We start from the raw sequence: 18,063 nt of genomic DNA, 5'->3' as shown, positions 1-18,063 counted from the left end.
CCGTCCTCGGATCAGCGGAAGTCCCGGGAGCGATGCGCGACCCCTGTTCGGAGGTCTTCGAACGCATCGGCGAGGATGTTGATCACCCCCTCGGGCGAGCGTTCCAGGATGCCGCGGATGATGAGTGCCGGCGAATCCCGAGCTATGCGGCGATAACGTGCCCACACCCCGGTCGAGCAGATGACGTTGATCAGACCGCTTTCGTCCTCGAGGTTGAGGAACGTGACGCCAGCGGCGGTCGCCGGTCGTTGCCGATGGGTGACGAGACCGGAGACCTCGACCCGACGACCGGTCTCGTGCGACTGCAGGTCACGGGAGGAGAGCACGCCCCGATCCGTCAACGCCGCGCGGAAGTGCGCCATCGGATGGTCGTCGGTGGAGACCCCGGTCGCCCACAGGTCGGACGACAGCTGCTCGTAGCTCGACTGATCCGCGAACAGAGGCGGCTGCACCGAGACCACGGTGCCCGGGAGGAACCGCGATCGATCCTCGGCCGCCGCACCGGCGAGCCACATCGCCTCCCGTCGCTGCAGTCCCAGCGACTCGAACGCCCCCGCCGTGGCCAGGGCTTCCAGCTGTGCGGCCGTGGCATCCGTCCGCCGCACGAGGTCGTGCAGGTCGCGGTACGGCCCGTGCGCCTCTCGCTCGGAGACGATCCGCTCGGCGAGGGGGAGGCCGATTCCTCGGACGCCGCTGAGGCCGAGCCTGACCGCGTACCCGCCGTCACGGCGGTGGGCCGCGGAGTCATCGGGCTGGGTGCGGTCGAAACGAGGGGTGTCCGGTTGATCCGCCTCACGACACGAGTCGAGACCAGTCGGCATCCGCTCTGTCTCGTCGGTGAGCGGTTCGAGAGTGTCGGTGGCGCCCGAGGCGTGCAGGTCGGGCCTGCGCACTTGCACACCGTGGCGGCGGGCGTCGGCGGTGAGAGTCGCCGCCGAGTAGAAGCCCATGGGCTGCGAGCGCAGCAAGCCCGCGAGGAACGCCGCGGGGTAGTGCAGCTTCAGCCAGGAGCTGGCGTAGACGAGCAGCGCGAACGACAGGGAGTGCGACTCCGCGAAGCCGAAGTTCGAGAACGCCTGGATCTGCGCGTAGATCCGGTCGGACTGCTCCTTCGAGAGGCCGCGCCGCGTCATCCCCGCATAGAGCTTGTCGCGCACCTTCTCGATCTTCTCCAGCCCGCGCTTCGACCCCATGGCACGCCGCAGCAGATCTGCCTCATCGGCAGTGCAGTCGCCGATCGCCGTCGCCATCTGGATCAGCTGCTCCTGGAAGATCGGGATGCCGAGCGTGCGCTCCAGGATCGGCTTCAGATCGTCGTGCGGGTAGGGGATATCCAGCAGCACCGGCTCCTCGCCCCGGACGGCGCGGGCACGATTCTCCTCGTCGAGGGCGTCCTTCGCCATCTTCCGGCGGACGAACGGATGCACCGCCCCGCCCTGGATGGGCCCTGGACGGATCAGCGCGATCTGGATCGCCAGGTCGTAGAACCGTCGGGGCTGCAGCCGGGGGAGCAGGCCGATCTGCGCTCGGGACTCCACCTGGAACACCCCGATCGAGTCGGCGCGGCAGAGCATGTCGTAGACGGCCGGTTCCTCTTTCGGTAGCGTCTCCAATGTCCACTTCTCGCCGGTCGCATCGAGGATGAGGTCGAAGCAGTGCTGCAGGGCGGCGAGCATGCCGAGGCCGAGCAGGTCGAACTTCACCAGGCCCATCCACGCCGCGTCGTCCTTGTCCCACTGGATGACGGTGCGGTTCTCCATGCGGGCGTGCTCCACCGGGACCACCTCGCCCACGGGTCTCGCCGTGAGCACCATGCCGCCGGAATGGATGCCGAGATGCCGCGGTGCTTTGAGCAGCTCGCCCGCATAGTCGAGGACATCTGCCGGGATGTCGTGCTCGTCGGCGACCTCCAGCCTGGTGCTCCAGCCGTCTACCTGGCGCGACCAGGCGTCCTGCTGCCCCACGGAGTGCCCGAGCGCTCTCGCCATGTCGCGGACGGCGTTCTTGGGGCGGTACTGGATGACGTTGGCCACCTGCGCTGCGCGCTCGCGCCCGTACTCGCGGTACACCCACTGGATGATCTCCTCCCGGCGATCGGAGTCGAAGTCCACGTCGATGTCCGGCTCCTCCGAACGGGTGGTCGCGAGGAACCTCTCGAAGGGGAGGCGGTAGAGGATGGGGTCCACCGCGGTGATCCCCAGCAGGTAGCAGACCGCGCTCGCCGCAGCAGAGCCTCGGCCCTGGCAGAGGATGCCGCGCCGCCGTGCCTCTGCCACGATGCCGTGCACGATGAGGAAGTAGCCGGGGAAGTCCTTCTCCTCGATCACGTCGAGCTCGCGGTGGATCCGACGGCGGCCGTCGTCGTCGAGGCGCGGATACTTCGACGGCACCGCCTCCCACACGAGATGCCGCAGCCAGGTCATGGGCGTGTGTCCCTCCGGCACCTCCTGCTTCGGAAGGGCCGGTCGCGCGCTCCGAAGCGGGAAGGCGGATGCCGCGGCGATCTCGAGCCCGGAGGAGATCGCGCCAGGATAGCGGCGGAACCGGGCGGCCATCTCGGCGCCGCTGCGCAGGTGCGCGCCGCCGTGCGCAGGGAGCCAGCCGTCGAGGTCGTCCATGCTGCGCACAGCCCGGACCGCCGAGACGGCCTCGGCGAGAGATGCGCGCTCTGGTGTGGCGTAGTGGACGTTGTTCGTCGCGACCACGGGAAGCCTCAGTCTGCGAGCGAGCTCGGCGAGGGCGTCGTTGCGACGGGTGTCCTGGGGGTCGCCGTGGTCGAAGAGCTCGACGGCCACGCGATCCCGGCCGAAGAGGTCGACGAGCCGTCGCAGCGGGGTCATCGCGTCGCCGACCTCGAGTCCGCGGCGGACGGCGCCCTTGCGGCATCCGGTGAGCACCGTCCAGTGTCCGTCGGCCGTCGCCGCGAGTTCGTCCATGTCATAGACCGGCCTGCCCTTCTCGCCCCCGCGGAGGTGAGCGCCCGTCATGGTGGCCGACAGGCGGTGGTAGCCCTCGAGTCCGTCGGCGAGCACGAGCAGGTGGTCGCCGACCGGATCGGCGGCACCGCGCTGCGGCCCGTCGAGGCCCAGGGAGAGCTCGGCGCCGTACACGGTCTGCACGTGCACCTCCATCAGCTCGGCGACCTCGGCGAAGCGCGCCGCCCCGTAGAAGCCGTCGTGGTCGGTGAGGGCCAGCGCCGCGAGTCCGAGCCGCTCGGCCTCGGCGAGGAGGTCTTCCGGCGACGACGCCCCGTCGAGGAACGAGTACGAGGAGTGCGCGTGCAGCTCGGCGTACGGCACGGGGTCGGCCGGTCTGGTGACCGCTGTGGGCGGGGTGCGTTTCTTCCTGGTGCTGACCGGGCCGGGGTCGGGACGGTCGAGGCGGGGCTCGGGGCCGCCGATCGGATAGGGGGACTCCTCGCCGCTCAGAGTGCGCTCGAGCTCGCGCCAGGTCTGCGGAGGGTTGTGCCAGCCCATCAGCGGTACCGCCCCTCGGCCCACCAGCGGTCGCCGGCGGAGAAGACGAGCCATGCGCGGTCGTGACCGTCGACGATCTGCAGCCGGTGCCCTCTCTTGCCGCCCGTGCTCTCCCAGCGTCTCTCGTGGATCGGCCAGGGGCCGGCCCATGCCCGTACATCGTCGCCGTCGATGAGTGCGGGAACCGCGGACAGCGCCCCTCGTTCGTCGATCTCGACGGAAGCGCCGTCCGACGTCTGCACGCCGATCGGCCGGGGAGGACGGAAGACCTCTGCGGGGAGCGGATCGGGGAGGCTCCCCGGCCATGGGCGATCAGGATCGCGCGGTGCGACCGATCGCTCACCCCAGGGAGTGAGCACCTGGCGGTCGGCGAGCCAGCGACCGCCGGAGAGCGCGGCCGTCACGACACCCTGATGACCGAGCATCGTCTGCACCCGGGAGACGGCGTGGTGAAGGCGCTCATCGGTACCTGAGCCGAAGAGTCCTGGCTGATGATGGGCGGCGTCGTCGACGGCCGTCGGCACGATGCGCACCATGTCGATGCCACCGAAGGCCCTGGCCTCATCGACCGGCTCCTTCGCCGATTCGGCCGCCAGAGCCTCGAGCTGCCAGCGGATGCGGTCGACGAGGTCGGCTGCATCGAAGCAGGTCGGATGCAGCCACGTGCGGGAGTACACGCGCCCGTCGTCGTCGGTGAGGTCGATCCGCACCTCGGTGCACACCACCGAGGCGTCGGCCAGGGCGAGCATCACGGCATCCGCGGTCTGCCGTACCGCGAAAGCCACCTGATCGGCGCCGGCCAGGGGCGCCTCGAACTCGATGGAGCGCACGAGTTCCGGATCGGGTGGTCGAGGCACGACCGCCCGGGAGTCGGCGCCGGCCGCGAGGGCGTGCAGTCGAGCACCGCGCTCGCCGAAGCGATCGCGCACCTCGATGCCGTCGAGCCGGGCGAAGTCACCGAGAGTGCGCACCCCCAGGCGGGTCAGCAGTCCGGTGAGCTGCTCATCGCGCAGCACTCCCACGGGGAGCGGATGCAGGAACTCCTCTGCGCGTCCGGAGGGCACCACCGTGCAGGGGTCGGCACCCCGCGCGGCGAGCTCGGCGGTGAACGGCCCGTCGGCGATCCCCACCCGCACCTCGGGATAGCCCGCCTCTGCGAGGACGCGGATCAGGGCATGGCCGGCCTCCGCTTCACCGTCGTGATAGCGGGAGATGCCCCGTGCCCGCAACGCGGCCAGTCCGGGACGCAGGAGAGCGGCACCCGGCGCGTGCTTCTCGATGAGCTGCAGCACAGGCAGGAATGCCCGCTCGTCCCGCGCAGGATCATGGGGGAGCACTCGCAGCGACGAGATGTGACCCTGAGCGACGCGGCGGCGCTGGCCGGCGCGCACACCGTGCGCCCTCGCCGACGCCGTGCAGGCGACCACCGTGTTCGCATGCACGATCGCGGTGGGTGGATGGGGCGGCGCTCCGCCCAGGGCCGCCCGCAACGGCCAATCCGGGAACCACAGCACGAGGACTCGGAGGGGGGCTGTCATCCGGCCACCGCCAGCGGGTACTCGGGCGGGGCGACGTCTCCGCCGCGCAGGCCGGGCAGCGCGGTGAGCTCGGCGACCGTCTCGGCGGTCGTCTGCTCGGAGATCGCTTCGACGGCGCCGTGGCTGCCCGGCAGGCGCACCCGTACGCTCGCTCCTGTCGGGGTATGCCTGGTGCGCGCGGTGACCGTCGCCGTCGACCCCTCGATCAGCCCCCAGCCCTCGCCGATGCCCTCCCACTGCTGATCATGCAGACGGATGGCGCCTTCGCTCTGCGGCCACGCGCCGGAGAACTCCGACTCGGTGACCAGCAGTGTGCTGCCACGGTCGCGCAGTCGGGCGCTCAAGCGGGAGACGTCGGCATCTCGCACACGGCCTCCCGGCTGTACGGCGATCAGGGGGACGACCTCGGCGAGAGCGGAGGTCGCCGCGAGCCAGCGATCGCCGGGGTCAGGCACGAGGATCAGGCGCGGGAGCTCGATCCCGAACGCCGCGGCCGCCTCGACGCCCAGAGTGGGCATGCCGACCACGGCGCACCAGAGGCCTCGTCGGGAGGCGGCGCTGAGCAGGGCGAGCACGAGACTGGGAGAGGGCGAGACCGTGTACGCCGCGCCGGCCTGCAACCCCTGATCGGGGAGCAGCGGGGCGAGGGCGTCGTCGACCGGAAGCAGGGGGAGGTCGCTGCGTCGGCGCTGCATACGGCTGATCTCCCGGCGCAGCCGGAGCACCTCCCCGGCTCGGGAGTCGCCCGCCGGGGAGATCGCCGACATCGCATCGAGTCCGATCGCCATGCATCCATCCTCGAAGATATGTACGAGTAAATCAACTGGAGTAGTCACGATAATTCGAACCCCCGACATTGGTGCGCGAACTGTCATGTCGCAGGTCGTGGCTACGCTGAACCCATGCAGATCGAGTTCGAGAGCGCCGTCACCCGCTGGGAGAAGCGTGTCGACGACTGGTTCTTCGCGACCATGCCGGCGGAGATCTCACTCGAGCTCCGCGAGCTGCCCGCCCCGCAGCGCGGATTCGGATCGTTGCGGGTCCGCGCGCGCATCGGAGCATCGATCTGGAACACGTCTATCTTCTTCGACGGGTCCGCGTTCGTACTGCCGCTCAAGAGGGCGATCCGCGACGCGCAGGGCATCTCCGAGGGCGACGTGGTGCTCGTCGACCTCGACATCATCGACCTCTGACCTCACGCGCCCGGTTATCCACAACCGCGGCGCACGGCATCCGCGCGTTCCCTAGCCTTCCCGGATGGATCCGCGTCCCGTGCTCATCGTCCTCGTGCATCTCGGCCTCCTCATCGTCGCCGCCCGACTCGTCGTGATCGATCTGCGAACCCACCGACTGCCGGATCGGATCGTGCTCCCCACCCTCGGCGCATTGCTCCTTCTCGCCACCGTCGACGCCCTCGTCTCGCACGACACAGCCGCTCTGCTCAGGGGCGGAACGGGGCTGCTCGTCCTCGGCGGCTTCTACGCGCTCCTCCGACTGATCAGCCGCGACGGCATGGGCGGGGGAGACGTGAAGCTCGCCGCCGGCATCGGGCTGCTGCTCGGCTGGCACGGCTGGCAGGAGCTCGTCGTCGGCGCCGCAGCCGCCTTCGTCCTCGGCGCCCTCTTCGCCTGCGGTCTGATGCTTCTCCGCCGAGCGAACGGATCCACGCACATCGCCTTCGGGCCGTGGATGATCGTCGGCGCGGCCCTCGGCATCGTCGTGGGCTGAGAACGGGACGGACGCATCGGGGCTAGGGTGAGGGCATGGCACTCGCACGACTCCACGGAGGCCCGCTCGACGGGCAGATCATCCCCATCGACGACGAATCCGACGACAAGCTGATCGTCCCCTACAGCGAGACGCAGGTGGTCTACAACCGCCGCGGAGACGCGCAGAACACCGGGGACTCCGACGGCCCCACCGAGCTGGACTACTGGTTCGACGAGTCCCTCGAGGACATCAATTCCGCGGATGACTGACCCGCACGGCCACGACGGGCCGTCGCGCACCGTCGAGGTCGAGCGCAAGTACGACGTCGACCCGGAGACGCCGCTGCCTGAGTGGCGCAGCCTCCCCGGGGTCATCGCGGTGTCGAATGGCGAGGTGCGCGAGCTCGACGCCCGCTACCTCGACACCGCGGATGCCGCGCTGTCACGTGCGGGCGTCGCACTCCGACGTCGTACCGGCGGCCCCGATGCCGGATGGCACATCAAGGGGCCCAGAGAGGGCGACGGGCGTCTCGAGATGGGCTGGCCGCTCGGCGACGACGACTCCTCGGTGCCGCCGGCGATCGTCGACGCGCTCGCGCGTTGGACCACGGACGACCTGTCGCCGCTCGCGCGCATCGAGAACCATCGCACCGCCTACCTGATCACCGGCGCCGACGGTGTGATCGCGGAGTTCGTCGACGACCACGTCAGAGCGACGGATCTGCGCCAGGGCGTGCAGCGCGAATGGCGCGAATGGGAGCTCGAGCTGGGCCCGGCCGCCCCCGCAGGCGCTGTCGATCGCGAGGCTCTGTTCGCCGCCGCCGAGGAGGCGATCGCCGCCGCGGGTGGGCGCGCAGCGGCATCCGACTCCAAGCTCGCCAGAGCGCTCGGATTCTGAGGGTGGCGCAACCCCCTTCCGGCTCCGGGACGGCTCGTGCTTGAGTGACAGGATGAGTCGCCCCGCTGTCCTCCGATCGCTGCACACGATCGTGCCAGACACCGTCATTCAGCAAGACCGGATCCGCGACCTGTTCGCGTCTCAGCCCGACATCGGGCGTCTCGGCCAGCGGCTCATCGGCGCGTCGTTCAACGGGTCGGGCATCGACGAACGCCACACGGTGATCGCCGAGCTGTCGCCGACCAGCCGCATCGACGACCCCACGTTCTTCGACCGGGGGTCGGGCCTGCTCCTCGCGCCGGGCACGAAGACCCGCAACGAGGTCTACGTGCAGGAGGCGACCCCTCTCTTCATCGCGGCGGCGCGCGGCGCTCTCGAGGCCGACCCCGAGCTGCAGGCCGCCGATGTCACCCACGTCATCACCGTTTCCTGCACGGGATTCCACGCCCCCGGCCCGGAATACGAGATCGTGCGCGCACTGGGTCTGCGAGACAGTGTCCAGCGCTACCACCTCGGCTTCATGGGCTGCTACGCCGCGATGCCCGCGCTGAAGGCGGCGAGCCAGTTCTGTGCGGCGGATCCCGAGGCCGTCGTGCTGGTCGTCAGCGTGGAGCTGTGCACCCTGCACCTGCGGTCGTCGGAGGATCCCGACCTCATCGTGGCGTGCTCGCTGTTCGCGGACGGCGCTGCCGCAGGCATCGTCACCGCACGTGACATGCCGGCAGGGGAGCGAGGCGTGGTGCTCGACGGCTTCCACACCGCCATCGCGGAGGAGGGCGAGAAGGACATGGCGTGGACGATCGGCGACAGCGGGTTCGAGATGATCCTGTCGACGGCCGTGCCGCAGATCATCGGCGAGACGATCATCGGCGCCATCCGCCCCCTCTACGCCCGCGATGAGGACCTCGCGGAGGCCTTCGACCAGGGCCTCGTCGGCGGCCGGGTCGCGCACTGGGCCATCCATCCGGGGGGACGCAGCATCCTCGATCGCATCCAGGACCGGTTGCACCTCAGCGACGAGCAGATGATGCCGGCGCGGGAGACCCTGCGGGAGAAGGGCAACATGTCGAGTGCGACGATCCTCTTCGTCCTCAAGCGGATCCTCGACGAGGGAGCGCGGAACGGCGAGCGGGTGGCGGCGATGGCCTTCGGGCCGGGACTCACGGCCGAGAGCGCGTTGATGACGGTCGTCGCCCCAGACGTCGCATGACTCGCGATCTCTCCGCCCGAGACACCTGGGCACGCGAGCTCATGGACGAGGCGGACGCCGATCTCGAGATGCTCGAGCGCACCTACGAGCGGTTCGGGCTGGTGAACGCACTGGTGTCGCGGCCCGGGCTCCTCTACCGGCGAGACGTCCGTCTTCGCGCCCGGCGCGGGCCGGTGCGGATCCTCGACATCGGGGCCGGCGGAGCGGATGCCTGCCGCCTCATCGCCAGACGTCTGCGGCGCGACGGGCTCACCGGCACCATCACCGCGCTCGACGTCGATCCGCGGGCGATCGACTGGGCAGCCCGGCACGACCGCGGTGCAGGCATCGCGTACCGGCACGCCCTGTCGTCCGACCTCGTCGCCGAGGGGGCGCAGTTCGACGTGATCATCTCGAACCACGTACTGCATCACCTCAACGACGCGGAGCTGCGGGGGGTCCTCCACGACTCGCAGCGTCTGCTCGCACCGGGCGGGATCGTCGTGCACCGCGACATCGCCCGCAGCGCGGCAGCCTATGCGCTGTTCGCGGCGGCGACGTGGCCTTTCGCCCGCTCGCTCTTCCGTGGATCGTTCATCCGGGTCGATGGACTCATCAGCATCCGCCGTTCGTATACGCCGCGGGAGCTCGCGGCGATCGTGCCGGCGGGATGGCGCGTGCGTGGCGGCCTCCCCGCTCGACTCGAGGCGAGGTGGGAGGCGCGAGCGACGGTCGACTGACCGGACGCACGAAGGCCCGGCGTCGCGCGAGCGAGCCGGGCCTTCGTGATGTCGGGATCAGAAGTTGATCATGTGACCCGCGAGTCCGTGGAAGCCCTCCTGCAGGGCCTCGGACAGCGTCGGGTGCGTGTGCACGTTGCGGGCGAGCTCGAGCGCCGTGAGGTCCCACTTCTGCGCGAGCGTGAGCTCGGGCAGCAGCTCCGAGACGTCGGGGCCGATCATGTGCGCGCCGATGAGCTCGAGGTGCTCGGCGTCGGCGATCAGCTTGACGAAGCCGACGGGCTCGCCGAGGCCGTGCGCCTTGCCGTTCGCCATGAACGGGAAGGTGGCGACCTTGATCTCGCGCCCCTCGTCCTTGGCCTGCTGCTCGGTGAGGCCGAACGACGCCACCTGCGGCGAGCAGAACGTCGCGCGGGGCATCATGCGGTAGTCGCCGAGCGTCTGCGTCTCGGCCTTTCCGATGGTCTCGGCAGCCACGACGCCCTGCGCCTCCGCGACGTGCGCGAGCTGGAGCTTCATGGTCACATCGCCAATGGCGTAGATGCCGTCGACGTTCGTGCGCATGTGGTCGTCGATGTCGATGGCGCCGCGCTCGGTGAGCTTTACGCCGGTCTTGTCGAGACCGAAGCCCTCGACGTTGGGTGCGAATCCGACCGACATGAGCACCTTGTCGGCCTCGATCGAGGCCTGCTGACCGTCCTTGCCGGTGTAGGAGACGGTGACGGACGAACCGTTGTCGACGACGCTCTCGACCTTGGTGGAGGTGAGGATGTCGACGCCGTAGTTCTTGTACTGCTTCGCGATCTCCTTCGACACGTCGGCGTCCTCGTTGGGGAGCGCGCGGTCGAGGAACTCGATGATCGTGACCTTCACGCCGTAGTTCGTCATGACGTAGGCGAACTCCATGCCGATGGCACCTGCACCCACGATGACGATGGACTTCGGGAGCTCACGGCTGAGGATCTGCTCCTCGTAGGTCACGACGTTGTCGCTGAGCTGCACGCCCGGGAGGAGTCGCACCTTCGACCCGGTGGCGATGATGACGTTGTCGAACGTGACCTCTTCGGTCGTGCCGTCGGACTTGGCGACCGAGATCGCCTTCGGACCCGTGAACGTGCCGCGGCCGTCGTACTCGGTGACCTTGTTCTTCTTCATCAGGAAGTGGATGCCCTTGACGCGGCCGTCGGCGACGACGCGGCTGCGGTCGAACGCCTTGCCGTAGTCGATAGTGAACTCACCCGAGATGCCGAAGAAGCCGGCCTTGTGGTTCAGCGTGTGCGCGAGTTCCGCGTTCTTGAGAAGCGCCTTGGAGGGGATGCAGCCGACGTTGAGGCAGACACCGCCCCAGTACTTCTCTTCGATGATGGCCGTGGAGAGGCCGAGCTGTGCGCTGCGGACAGCGGCGACGTATCCACCAGGACCGGCACCGAGGATGACGACATCGTAGTGAGGCATGCGTCAAGCCTATCGCTCCGACGGGGCGTCGGAATCGGGATCGGAGGGGTCTGCGGCGGCGGTCTCGGCGTCGCGCGCCCTGCCCCTCAGCGCGACGACGACGACCCCCGCGACGGCGGCGGCGAGCACGCCGGCGATGGCGATGAGCCAGATCCACGTCGAGGCCGCCGAGTCATCGTCTGGCGCCGCAGAGGGTGCGGGTGCCGCTGTCGCTGTCGCTGTCGCTGTCGCGTCCGGCTGCTCCGCGGGCGTCGCCTCGGGTGTGGCGCGCGGCCCGGCCGTGGGCGTGGCGATCGAGCTGTTCGCGACGGTGAAGTCGAACTCGCCCGAGGTGGGGTGGCCGTCGCTGGAGACGATCTTCCAGATCACGTGATAGCCGCCCGCTGCCGCCTCTGCGACGAGCGGCTGGGTGACGATGGCGCCGTCGACCGTGGCGGCTCCATCGGTGACCGACGCGCCCGAGGCGTCCGTGACGACCACCTCTGTCGCGCCCTCTCCGTCGATGAGCTTGGCGCTGAAGGTCAGGGTCAGCGACGTGGGGAGCGTGTCGACCGTGCTGTCCGCTTCGGGGGACGAGCCGAGGATGCTGTCGTGGGCGGATGCCGACAGTGGTGCGACGAAGAGGAGGAAGGCCGCGAGCAGGGCGGCGGCCAGGGCGACGGGGACGAGGGGACGACGGCGGGCGGCTGTTTTCACACCTTCAGCCTACGAGCGGCCGATATACGAGGGCTGAGTGGCGATCGGCCCTCCCGCGAGCACCCGCCGATCAGTTAGTCTGGACGATCAGGAGGGCACAGTGACAGACAGCGACAGCCGACCGGCCGGAGACGCCGCGATCCATCGTTCCGGCGAGCAGAGGCACGACGTGACGCAGACGTTCGGGCACGATTCCGACCTCTCGTTCGTCCCGTTCGGTGTGGAGTTGACCGACGTCGAGCAGGGGGCCATCGCAGCGCTGCCGTCGGGTTCGGCACTCCTCCTCGTCCGCTCGGGCGCCCTGGCGGGGGCCCGGTACCTCCTCGACACCGACGTCACGACCGTCGGCCGTCACCCCGAGGCCGACATCTTCTTCGACGACGTGACGGTGTCTCGTCGTCACGCCGAGATCACCCGCAGCGGGTCGACTTTCGAGATCATCGATCAGCGCTCCCTCAACGGCACGTACGTCAACGGCGAACGTGTCGATCGCAGCACGCTGGTCGACGGATCGGAGCTGCGAGTCGGAAAGTTCCGGCTGAACTTCTTCGTATCCCCGGTCGATCGAGTCGCGGCGAACGCCTGATGGCGGCGTCCGCCGCCCGCGAACGCTCGACGTCTGCGGGGCTTCTGAGCATCGGCCAGGTGCTCGCGAGGCTCACGCCGGAGTTTCCCGACCTCACCTCGAGCAAGCTGCGTTTCCTCGAGGTGCAGGGCATCGTCACCCCGTCGCGCACCGACTCGGGGTACCGCAAGTTCTCGCAGTCCGACATCGAACGGCTGCGACTCGGTCTCACGCTGCAGCGCGACCATTACCTTCCCCTGAGCGTCATCCGCGATCAGCTCGACGAGGCGGAGGCGGACGGGGGGTCCGCCCTGACAGCACCGCCGTCGATCGCGCCGACTCCGCGTCGCTATCGCCGCGACGAGCTGCTCTCGGCGGCGGGCGCAGGGCCGCAGCTGCTCAACGATGCGATCAGCACGGGCGTCGTGACGGCGCAGGAGCTGTACCCCGAGAGCACTGTGACGCTGCTCCGCGGTCTCGTCGCGCTCGACCGGCACGGCATCGAGCCGCGTCACCTGCGTTCGCTGCGTCAGAGCGCCGAGCGAGAGGTGGCTCTCATCGAATCGGCGCTGTCGGCGCTGTTGCGTCGGACCGATGCCGCGTCGCGTGGCAAGGCGGGAGAGATGGCGCCGGATCTGGCCGCCAAGATCGACGAGGTGCGGTCGCACTTCGTCAAGGACGCGATCGCGAAACTGCTTTCGTAACGAACTGATTGCGACACACCTTCGGGGTGCCGCGGATGTCGTTGCCGCTGCCGGGGGCCTGCTCTACCGTGGAGGTAACGGCTCAAGAGAGGAATTCAGATGAATGCGGATGAGCGTGCAGACGACCCGCGGTTCGTGACCGAACTCCTCTTCACCGACGGACTGCCCGCCATGGACGACGAGGTCGGCTACCGCGGCGCGGTCGCGGCCCGGGCCGCCGGCATCACCTATCGTCAGCTGGACTACTGGGCCCGCACCGAACTGGTCGTCCCCACGGTGCGCGGCGCGAGCGGCTCCGGTTCGCAGCGTCTCTACGGCTTCCGTGACATCCTCGTGCTCAAGCTCGTCAAGAGCCTCCTCGACACCGGCATCTCCCTCCAGCAGATCCGCACCGCGGTCGAGGAGCTCCGTCGCGCCGGCATCCGCGACCTCGCAGGCACCACGCTCATGAGCGACGGCGCCTCGGTCTACCTCTGCACCTCGAACGACGAGGTCATCGACCTCGTGAGCCGCGGCCAGGGAGTCTTCGGCATCGCCGTCGGAAAGGTGCTTCGAGAGGTCGAGTCGACACTGGTCGAGTTCGACCCCACGGCGCCGGACCCCGTCGACGAGCTCAGTGCCCGTCGCGCCAAGCGCTCGGCCTGACCCGCCCTCAGACCGGCCCATACGGAGAACGCCCGCTCGATGAGCGGGCGTTTCGCGTGTGACGGTGTCAGCTGCCGAGGTCAGGCCTGTGCGCCGGACTCCGAGACGGGGATGCGACCGGTGCGGATGATCCGGTCGAGCAGCGAGTCGAAGTCGGCGGCGAGTTCCTGTGCGGAGTCTCCCGGCCAGATGTGCAGCGGCTTCGCGGCCCCCTGCGCCTGCTGCAGCGAGGTGCGCTCCGGCAGCTGAGGGGAGAGGACGAGCGGACCGAACATGTCGCGCAGTTCCTTGATGCGGAACTGGTGCTCGATCGACTGCGGGCGCACGCGGTTCACGACGATGCCGAGCGGCTGGAGACGGGGGGAGAGGCCGCGGCGGATCTCCTCGATCGCGCGGAGCGCGCGGTCGGCTGCCGCGACGGAGAACAGGCCGGGCTCGGTGACGACCATGACGCGGTCGCTGGCAGCCCATGCGGTGCGGGTCAGCGCGTTGAGCGACGGCGCGCAGTCGATGAGGACCAGGTCGTAGTCGGGCTCGACGGCGGCGAGAGCCTCCTCGAGCTTCCAGACGTCGCGGACGCTCGGGTGCGGACCGTCGAAGTTGATGGCCGACGGGCTGCCGATGAGCACGTCGATGGTGCCGGGGTGCACCTTGGCCCAGCCGCTGGACGTGATCGCCTGACGGACCACCTTCTCCTTGGGGTTGGCCAGGACGTCGGCGATGTTGAGCCGACCGGCCACCTGGATGTCCATTCCGGTGGACACATCCGACTGGGGGTCGAGGTCGACGACGAGAGTGCGAACACCGCGGGCGAAGGCCGCTGAGGCCAGTCCGAGTGTCACGGTCGTCTTGCCGACGCCTCCTTTGAGAGAGCTGACGCTGAGTACGTGCACGGACTCCACGTTACCTTCCCCTAGGCTGGGTGCACACTCAGCCCCGCCCCATGCGCGCCGATTGCGTCGCGCATCGAGCTCTCAGAGGTGTGCATGTTCCAGAAGATCCTGGTGGCGAACCGCGGCGAGATCGCGATCCGTGCCTTCCGTGCGGCAGTCGAGGTCGGAGCGAGGACGGTGGCCGTCTTCCCGCATGAGGACCGTGGTTCCGTCCATAGGCTGAAAGCCGACGAGGCTTACGAGATCGGCGAACGGGGGCATCCGGTCCGGGCGTACCTCGACGTCGACGAGATCATCCGCGTCGCCAGGGAGGCCGGTGCGGATGCGATCTACCCCGGATACGGCTTCCTCTCGGAGAACCCCGACCTCGCCGAGAAGGCGGCGGCGAACGGCATCGTCTTCATCGGCCCGCCGGCGTCCGTGCTGGAGATGGCCGGCAACAAGGTCGAGGCCAAGCGGCACGCGGTCGAGGCGGGTGTGCCCGTGCTGCGGTCGACCGAAGCGTCCGACGATGTCGACGCGCTCGTCGCCCAGGCCGAGGGGATCGGATTCCCCCTCTTCGCGAAGGCCGTCGCCGGCGGCGGGGGTCGGGGTATGCGTCGCGTCGAATCAGCCGGGCAGCTCGCACCCGCGCTGGCCGAGGCGATGCGCGAGGCGCAGAGCGCTTTCGGCGACCCTCGGATGTTCCTCGAGCAGGCCGTCGTCAGGCCGCGGCACATCGAGGTGCAGATCCTCGCCGACAAGACCGGCGAGACCGTGCACCTGTTCGAACGCGACTGCTCGGTGCAGCGCCGTCACCAGAAGGTCGTAGAGATCGCTCCGGCGCCGAACCTCGACGACGACGTGCGCACCGCCCTGCACGGCTACGCCGTCGCGTTCGCTCGGTCGATCGGGTACGAGAACGCCGGCACCGTGGAGTTCCTGCTGGAGACGGCGGGGGAGCGCACCGGTGAGGTCGTCTTCATCGAGATGAACCCCCGCATCCAGGTCGAGCACACGGTCACCGAAGAGGTCACCGACGTCGACCTCGTGCAGAGCCAGATGCGCATCGCGGCGGGGCAGAGTCTTGCCGATCTCGGGCTGCAGCAGAAGGACCTGCATCTGCGCGGAGCGGCGCTGCAGTGCCGCATCACCACAGAGGACCCGACGCAGGGCTTCCGCCCGGACACGGGCAAGATCACCACCTACCGTTCACCGGGCGGCGCCGGCATCCGTCTCGACGGCGGCACGGTGCACCAGGGGGCGCAGATCAGTCCGCACTTCGACTCCATGCTCGCGAAGCTGACCTGCCGCGGACGGGACTTCCCGGCGGCGGTCGCCAGAGCCCGTCGCGCTCTCGCCGAGTTCCGCATCCGCGGCGTCTCGACCAACATCCCCTTCCTGCAGGCCCTGCTCGACGACGAGGCGTTCATCGCGGGCGACGTCAGCACCTCGTTCATCGACGAGCGCCCCGAACTCCTGCGCGGGCGGGCGTCGAAGGACCGCGGCACGAAGATCCTGAACTGGCTCGTCGACGTCACGGTCAACAAGCCGCACGGCGCGCATCCTGGCGTGATCGACCCGCGGGCCAAGCTTCCGGCGATAGACCTCTCCGCGGAGCCTTCGGCTGGTTCCCGGCAGCGGCTGCTCGAGCTCGGACCGGAGGGATTCGCACGCGGCCTGCGCGAGCAGAGCGCTCTCGCGGTCACCGATACGACGTTCCGCGATGCGCACCAGTCGCTGCTCGCGACCCGGGTCCGCACCCGCGATCTCGCCGCCGCCGCGCCCTACCTCGCACGGCTGACGCCCGGACTGCTCTCCGTGGAGGCCTGGGGAGGGGCGACCTACGACGTCGCTCTGCGGTTCCTCGGCGAAGACCCCTGGGAACGCCTCGACAAGCTCCGAGCCGCTCTGCCGAACATCGCCATCCAGATGCTGCTGCGAGGACGCAACACGGTCGGGTACACGCCGTACCCCGCGGCGGTCACCGAGGCGTTCGTGCAGGAGGCCGCGACGAGCGGCATCGACATCTTCCGCATCTTCGACGCGCTCAACGACGTCGACCAGATGCGGCCGGCCATCGACGCCGTGCGCGCCACGGGCACCGCGGTCGCCGAGGTCGCGCTGTGCTACACCGGCGATCTGCTGAACCCCGCCGAGGACCTCTACACCCTCGACTACTACCTGCATCTCGCCGAGCAGATCGTCGACGCCGGTGCGCACGTCATCGCCATCAAGGACATGGCGGGGCTTCTGCGGCCCGCCGCCGCCGCGAAGCTCGTCACCGCGCTCCGAGAGCGCTTCGATCAGCCCGTGCACCTGCACACCCACGACACACCGGGCGGACAGCTCGCGACCCTGCTAGCCGCGAGCGCCGCGGGAGTGGATGCCGTCGACGCGGCATCCGCTCCGCTCTCCGGCACCACCAGCCAGCCCTCGCTGTCGTCACTCGTCGCAGCCCTCGCCCATACCGAGCGAGACAGCGGCATCGATCTCGCAGGCGTCTCGGACCTCGAGCCGTACTGGGAGGCCGTCAGGCGCCAGTACGCCCCGTTCGAGTCCGGCCTGCCCGGACCCACGGGGCGCGTGTACCACCACGAGATCCCCGGGGGTCAGCTGTCGAACCTCCGCCAGCAGGCCAAGGCGCTCGGGCTCGCCGACGACTTCGAGCTCATCGAGGACATGTATGCCGCGGCGGACCGCATCCTCGGCCGTGTGCCGAAGGTGACCCCCTCGTCGAAGGTGGTCGGTGATCTCGCCCTGCACCTCGCGGCGGTGAAGGCCGACCCTGCTGACTTCGAGGCCAACCCCGAGAAGTACGATGTGCCCGACTCCGTCGTCGGCTTCATGGCGGGGGAGCTCGGCGACCTGCCTGGCGGATGGCCGGAGCCGTTCCGCTCGAAGGTGCTGGCCGGACGCTCGGTCCGGACGGGGCTCACCGACATCTCCGCGGACGACGAGCGCGCGTTGGGCGGGGAGAGCGGCGAGCGGCGTGAGCGACTCAACACGCTGCTCTTCCCCGCTCCGTCTCAGGAGTTCGCGCAGACCCGCGAGCTGTTCGGCGACCTCTCGGTACTCGACACGAGCGACTACCTGTACGGCCTCGTGCAGGGGCAGGAGCACCTCGTGGAGATCGATCGCGGCGTGCAGCTGTACGTGGGGCTGGAGGCGATCGGCGACGCCGACGAACGCGGTATCCGCACCGTGATGACGACGCTCAACGGGCAGCTCCGGCCGGTCTTCGTGCGGGATCGCTCGGTGGCGGTCGACGCGCACGATGTCGAGAAGGCGGACACCTCGGTTCCTGGCCAGGTGGCGGCTCCGTTCTCGGGCGTCGTGACGCTGAAGGTCGAGGTCGGCACGTCCGTATCCGCCGGTGAACCGGTCGCGTCGATCGAGGCGATGAAGATGGAGGCGGCGATCACGGCTCCCGTCGCCGGTCTCGTCGAGCGCCTCGCGATCGGAGGGACGCAGCAGGTCGACGCAGGAGACCTTTTGGTCGTGATCCGTCCGGCGCACTAATCTTGTGCGGGCGAGGGCCGCGCTCGCTGCAGCGCTCCCGAGGCCCGACCGAGC

At 69.5% G+C, this 18,063-nt stretch carries 16 protein-coding genes; 10 read left to right on the top strand and 6 right to left on the bottom strand.

Going from position 1 to position 18,063, the window contains the following annotated elements; genetic code table 11:
• Positions 1-11: 11 nt before the first annotated feature.
• From FSY98_RS01980 to FSY98_RS01970, 3 genes are read right to left on the bottom strand one after another with little or no spacing between them, the layout of a single operon-like run.
• On the bottom strand, positions 12-3,476 hold the full coding sequence (locus tag FSY98_RS01980) for an error-prone DNA polymerase (RefSeq protein ID WP_144873441.1): 3,465 nt from the start codon (positions 3,474-3,476) through the stop codon (positions 12-14).
• Positions 3,476-5,014: a DNA polymerase Y family protein gene (locus tag FSY98_RS01975; RefSeq protein ID WP_144873438.1), complete on the bottom strand. Its 1,539-nt coding sequence runs from the start codon at positions 5,012-5,014 to the stop codon at positions 3,476-3,478. Before FSY98_RS01975 ends, FSY98_RS01980 begins: the two co-directional genes overlap by 1 nt.
• Positions 5,011-5,802 (bottom strand): hypothetical protein, encoded by a 792-nt coding sequence (locus tag FSY98_RS01970; protein ID WP_144873435.1) that lies wholly within the window; start codon positions 5,800-5,802, stop codon positions 5,011-5,013. The genes FSY98_RS01975 and FSY98_RS01970 overlap by 4 nt, the downstream gene beginning before the upstream one ends.
• Before the next feature lie 114 nt (positions 5,803-5,916).
• Here FSY98_RS01970 and FSY98_RS01965 point away from each other — a divergent pair, with 114 nt between their 5' ends.
• The 6 genes from FSY98_RS01965 to FSY98_RS01940 all read left to right on the top strand — a co-directional run bounded on the left by FSY98_RS01965 (position 5,917) and on the right by FSY98_RS01940 (position 9,550).
• Positions 5,917-6,207 carry a DUF1905 domain-containing protein gene (locus tag FSY98_RS01965; RefSeq protein ID WP_144873432.1) on the top strand — a complete coding sequence of 97 codons (291 nt, stop codon included), beginning with the start codon at positions 5,917-5,919 and terminating at the stop codon, positions 6,205-6,207.
• A 64-nt stretch (positions 6,208-6,271) separates the two neighbouring features.
• On the top strand, positions 6,272-6,742 hold the full coding sequence (locus tag FSY98_RS01960; RefSeq protein ID WP_144873429.1) for an A24 family peptidase: 471 nt from the start codon (positions 6,272-6,274) through the stop codon (positions 6,740-6,742).
• A 35-nt stretch (positions 6,743-6,777) separates the two neighbouring features.
• Positions 6,778-6,993: a response regulator gene (locus FSY98_RS01955; protein WP_144873426.1), complete on the top strand. Its 216-nt coding sequence runs from the start codon at positions 6,778-6,780 to the stop codon at positions 6,991-6,993.
• Positions 6,986-7,621 (top strand): CYTH domain-containing protein, encoded by a 636-nt coding sequence (locus FSY98_RS01950; protein WP_144873423.1) that lies wholly within the window; start codon positions 6,986-6,988, stop codon positions 7,619-7,621. The genes FSY98_RS01955 and FSY98_RS01950 overlap by 8 nt, the downstream gene beginning before the upstream one ends.
• 52 nt (positions 7,622-7,673) lie before the next feature.
• Complete coding sequence (locus FSY98_RS01945; protein ID WP_144873420.1) at positions 7,674-8,831, top strand: type III polyketide synthase; 1,158 nt, start codon at positions 7,674-7,676, stop codon at positions 8,829-8,831.
• On the top strand, positions 8,828-9,550 hold the full coding sequence (locus FSY98_RS01940; RefSeq protein WP_144873417.1) for a methyltransferase domain-containing protein: 723 nt from the start codon (positions 8,828-8,830) through the stop codon (positions 9,548-9,550). The genes FSY98_RS01945 and FSY98_RS01940 overlap by 4 nt, the downstream gene beginning before the upstream one ends.
• Positions 9,551-9,607: 57 nt before the next feature.
• On the opposite strand, the gene lpdA is transcribed toward FSY98_RS01940, so the two are convergent.
• Both lpdA and FSY98_RS01930 read right to left on the bottom strand, forming a co-directional pair.
• Positions 9,608-11,005, bottom strand: coding sequence for a dihydrolipoyl dehydrogenase (lpdA, locus tag FSY98_RS01935; protein WP_144873414.1), 1,398 nt, complete (start codon positions 11,003-11,005; stop codon positions 9,608-9,610).
• Between the two features lie 9 nt (positions 11,006-11,014).
• Complete coding sequence (locus FSY98_RS01930) at positions 11,015-11,701, bottom strand: copper resistance CopC family protein (RefSeq protein WP_144873412.1); 687 nt, start codon at positions 11,699-11,701, stop codon at positions 11,015-11,017.
• Positions 11,702-11,801: 100 nt separating this feature from the next.
• Here FSY98_RS01930 and FSY98_RS01925 point away from each other — a divergent pair, with 100 nt between their 5' ends.
• The 3 genes from FSY98_RS01925 (at position 11,802) to FSY98_RS01915 (ending at position 13,615) form a co-directional block, all read left to right on the top strand.
• Positions 11,802-12,287, top strand: coding sequence for an FHA domain-containing protein (locus FSY98_RS01925; protein WP_144873409.1), 486 nt, complete (start codon positions 11,802-11,804; stop codon positions 12,285-12,287).
• Positions 12,287-12,970 (top strand): MerR family transcriptional regulator, encoded by a 684-nt coding sequence (locus FSY98_RS01920; RefSeq protein WP_144873406.1) that lies wholly within the window; start codon positions 12,287-12,289, stop codon positions 12,968-12,970. Before FSY98_RS01925 ends, FSY98_RS01920 begins: the two co-directional genes overlap by 1 nt.
• Before the next feature lie 99 nt (positions 12,971-13,069).
• Positions 13,070-13,615, top strand: coding sequence for a MerR family transcriptional regulator (locus FSY98_RS01915; protein ID WP_144873403.1), 546 nt, complete (start codon positions 13,070-13,072; stop codon positions 13,613-13,615).
• An 80-nt stretch (positions 13,616-13,695) separates the two neighbouring features.
• Here FSY98_RS01915 and FSY98_RS01910 read toward each other — a convergent pair whose 3' ends face one another.
• Positions 13,696-14,508 carry a ParA family protein gene (locus FSY98_RS01910; RefSeq protein ID WP_144873400.1) on the bottom strand — a complete coding sequence of 271 codons (813 nt, stop codon included), beginning with the start codon at positions 14,506-14,508 and terminating at the stop codon, positions 13,696-13,698.
• 93 nt (positions 14,509-14,601) lie between these two features.
• Between FSY98_RS01910 and FSY98_RS01905 the strand changes: the two genes are divergently transcribed.
• On the top strand, positions 14,602-18,009 hold the full coding sequence (locus FSY98_RS01905) for a pyruvate carboxylase (protein ID WP_144873397.1): 3,408 nt from the start codon (positions 14,602-14,604) through the stop codon (positions 18,007-18,009).
• Positions 18,010-18,063: the final 54 nt, after the last annotated feature.

Source organism: Microbacterium sp. 1.5R, assembly GCF_007667425.1.
Classification (GTDB): domain Bacteria; phylum Actinomycetota; class Actinomycetes; order Actinomycetales; family Microbacteriaceae; genus Microbacterium.
Note: the sequence above shows the minus strand (reverse complement) of the source record. Positions and strands in the feature narration are given on the sequence as shown.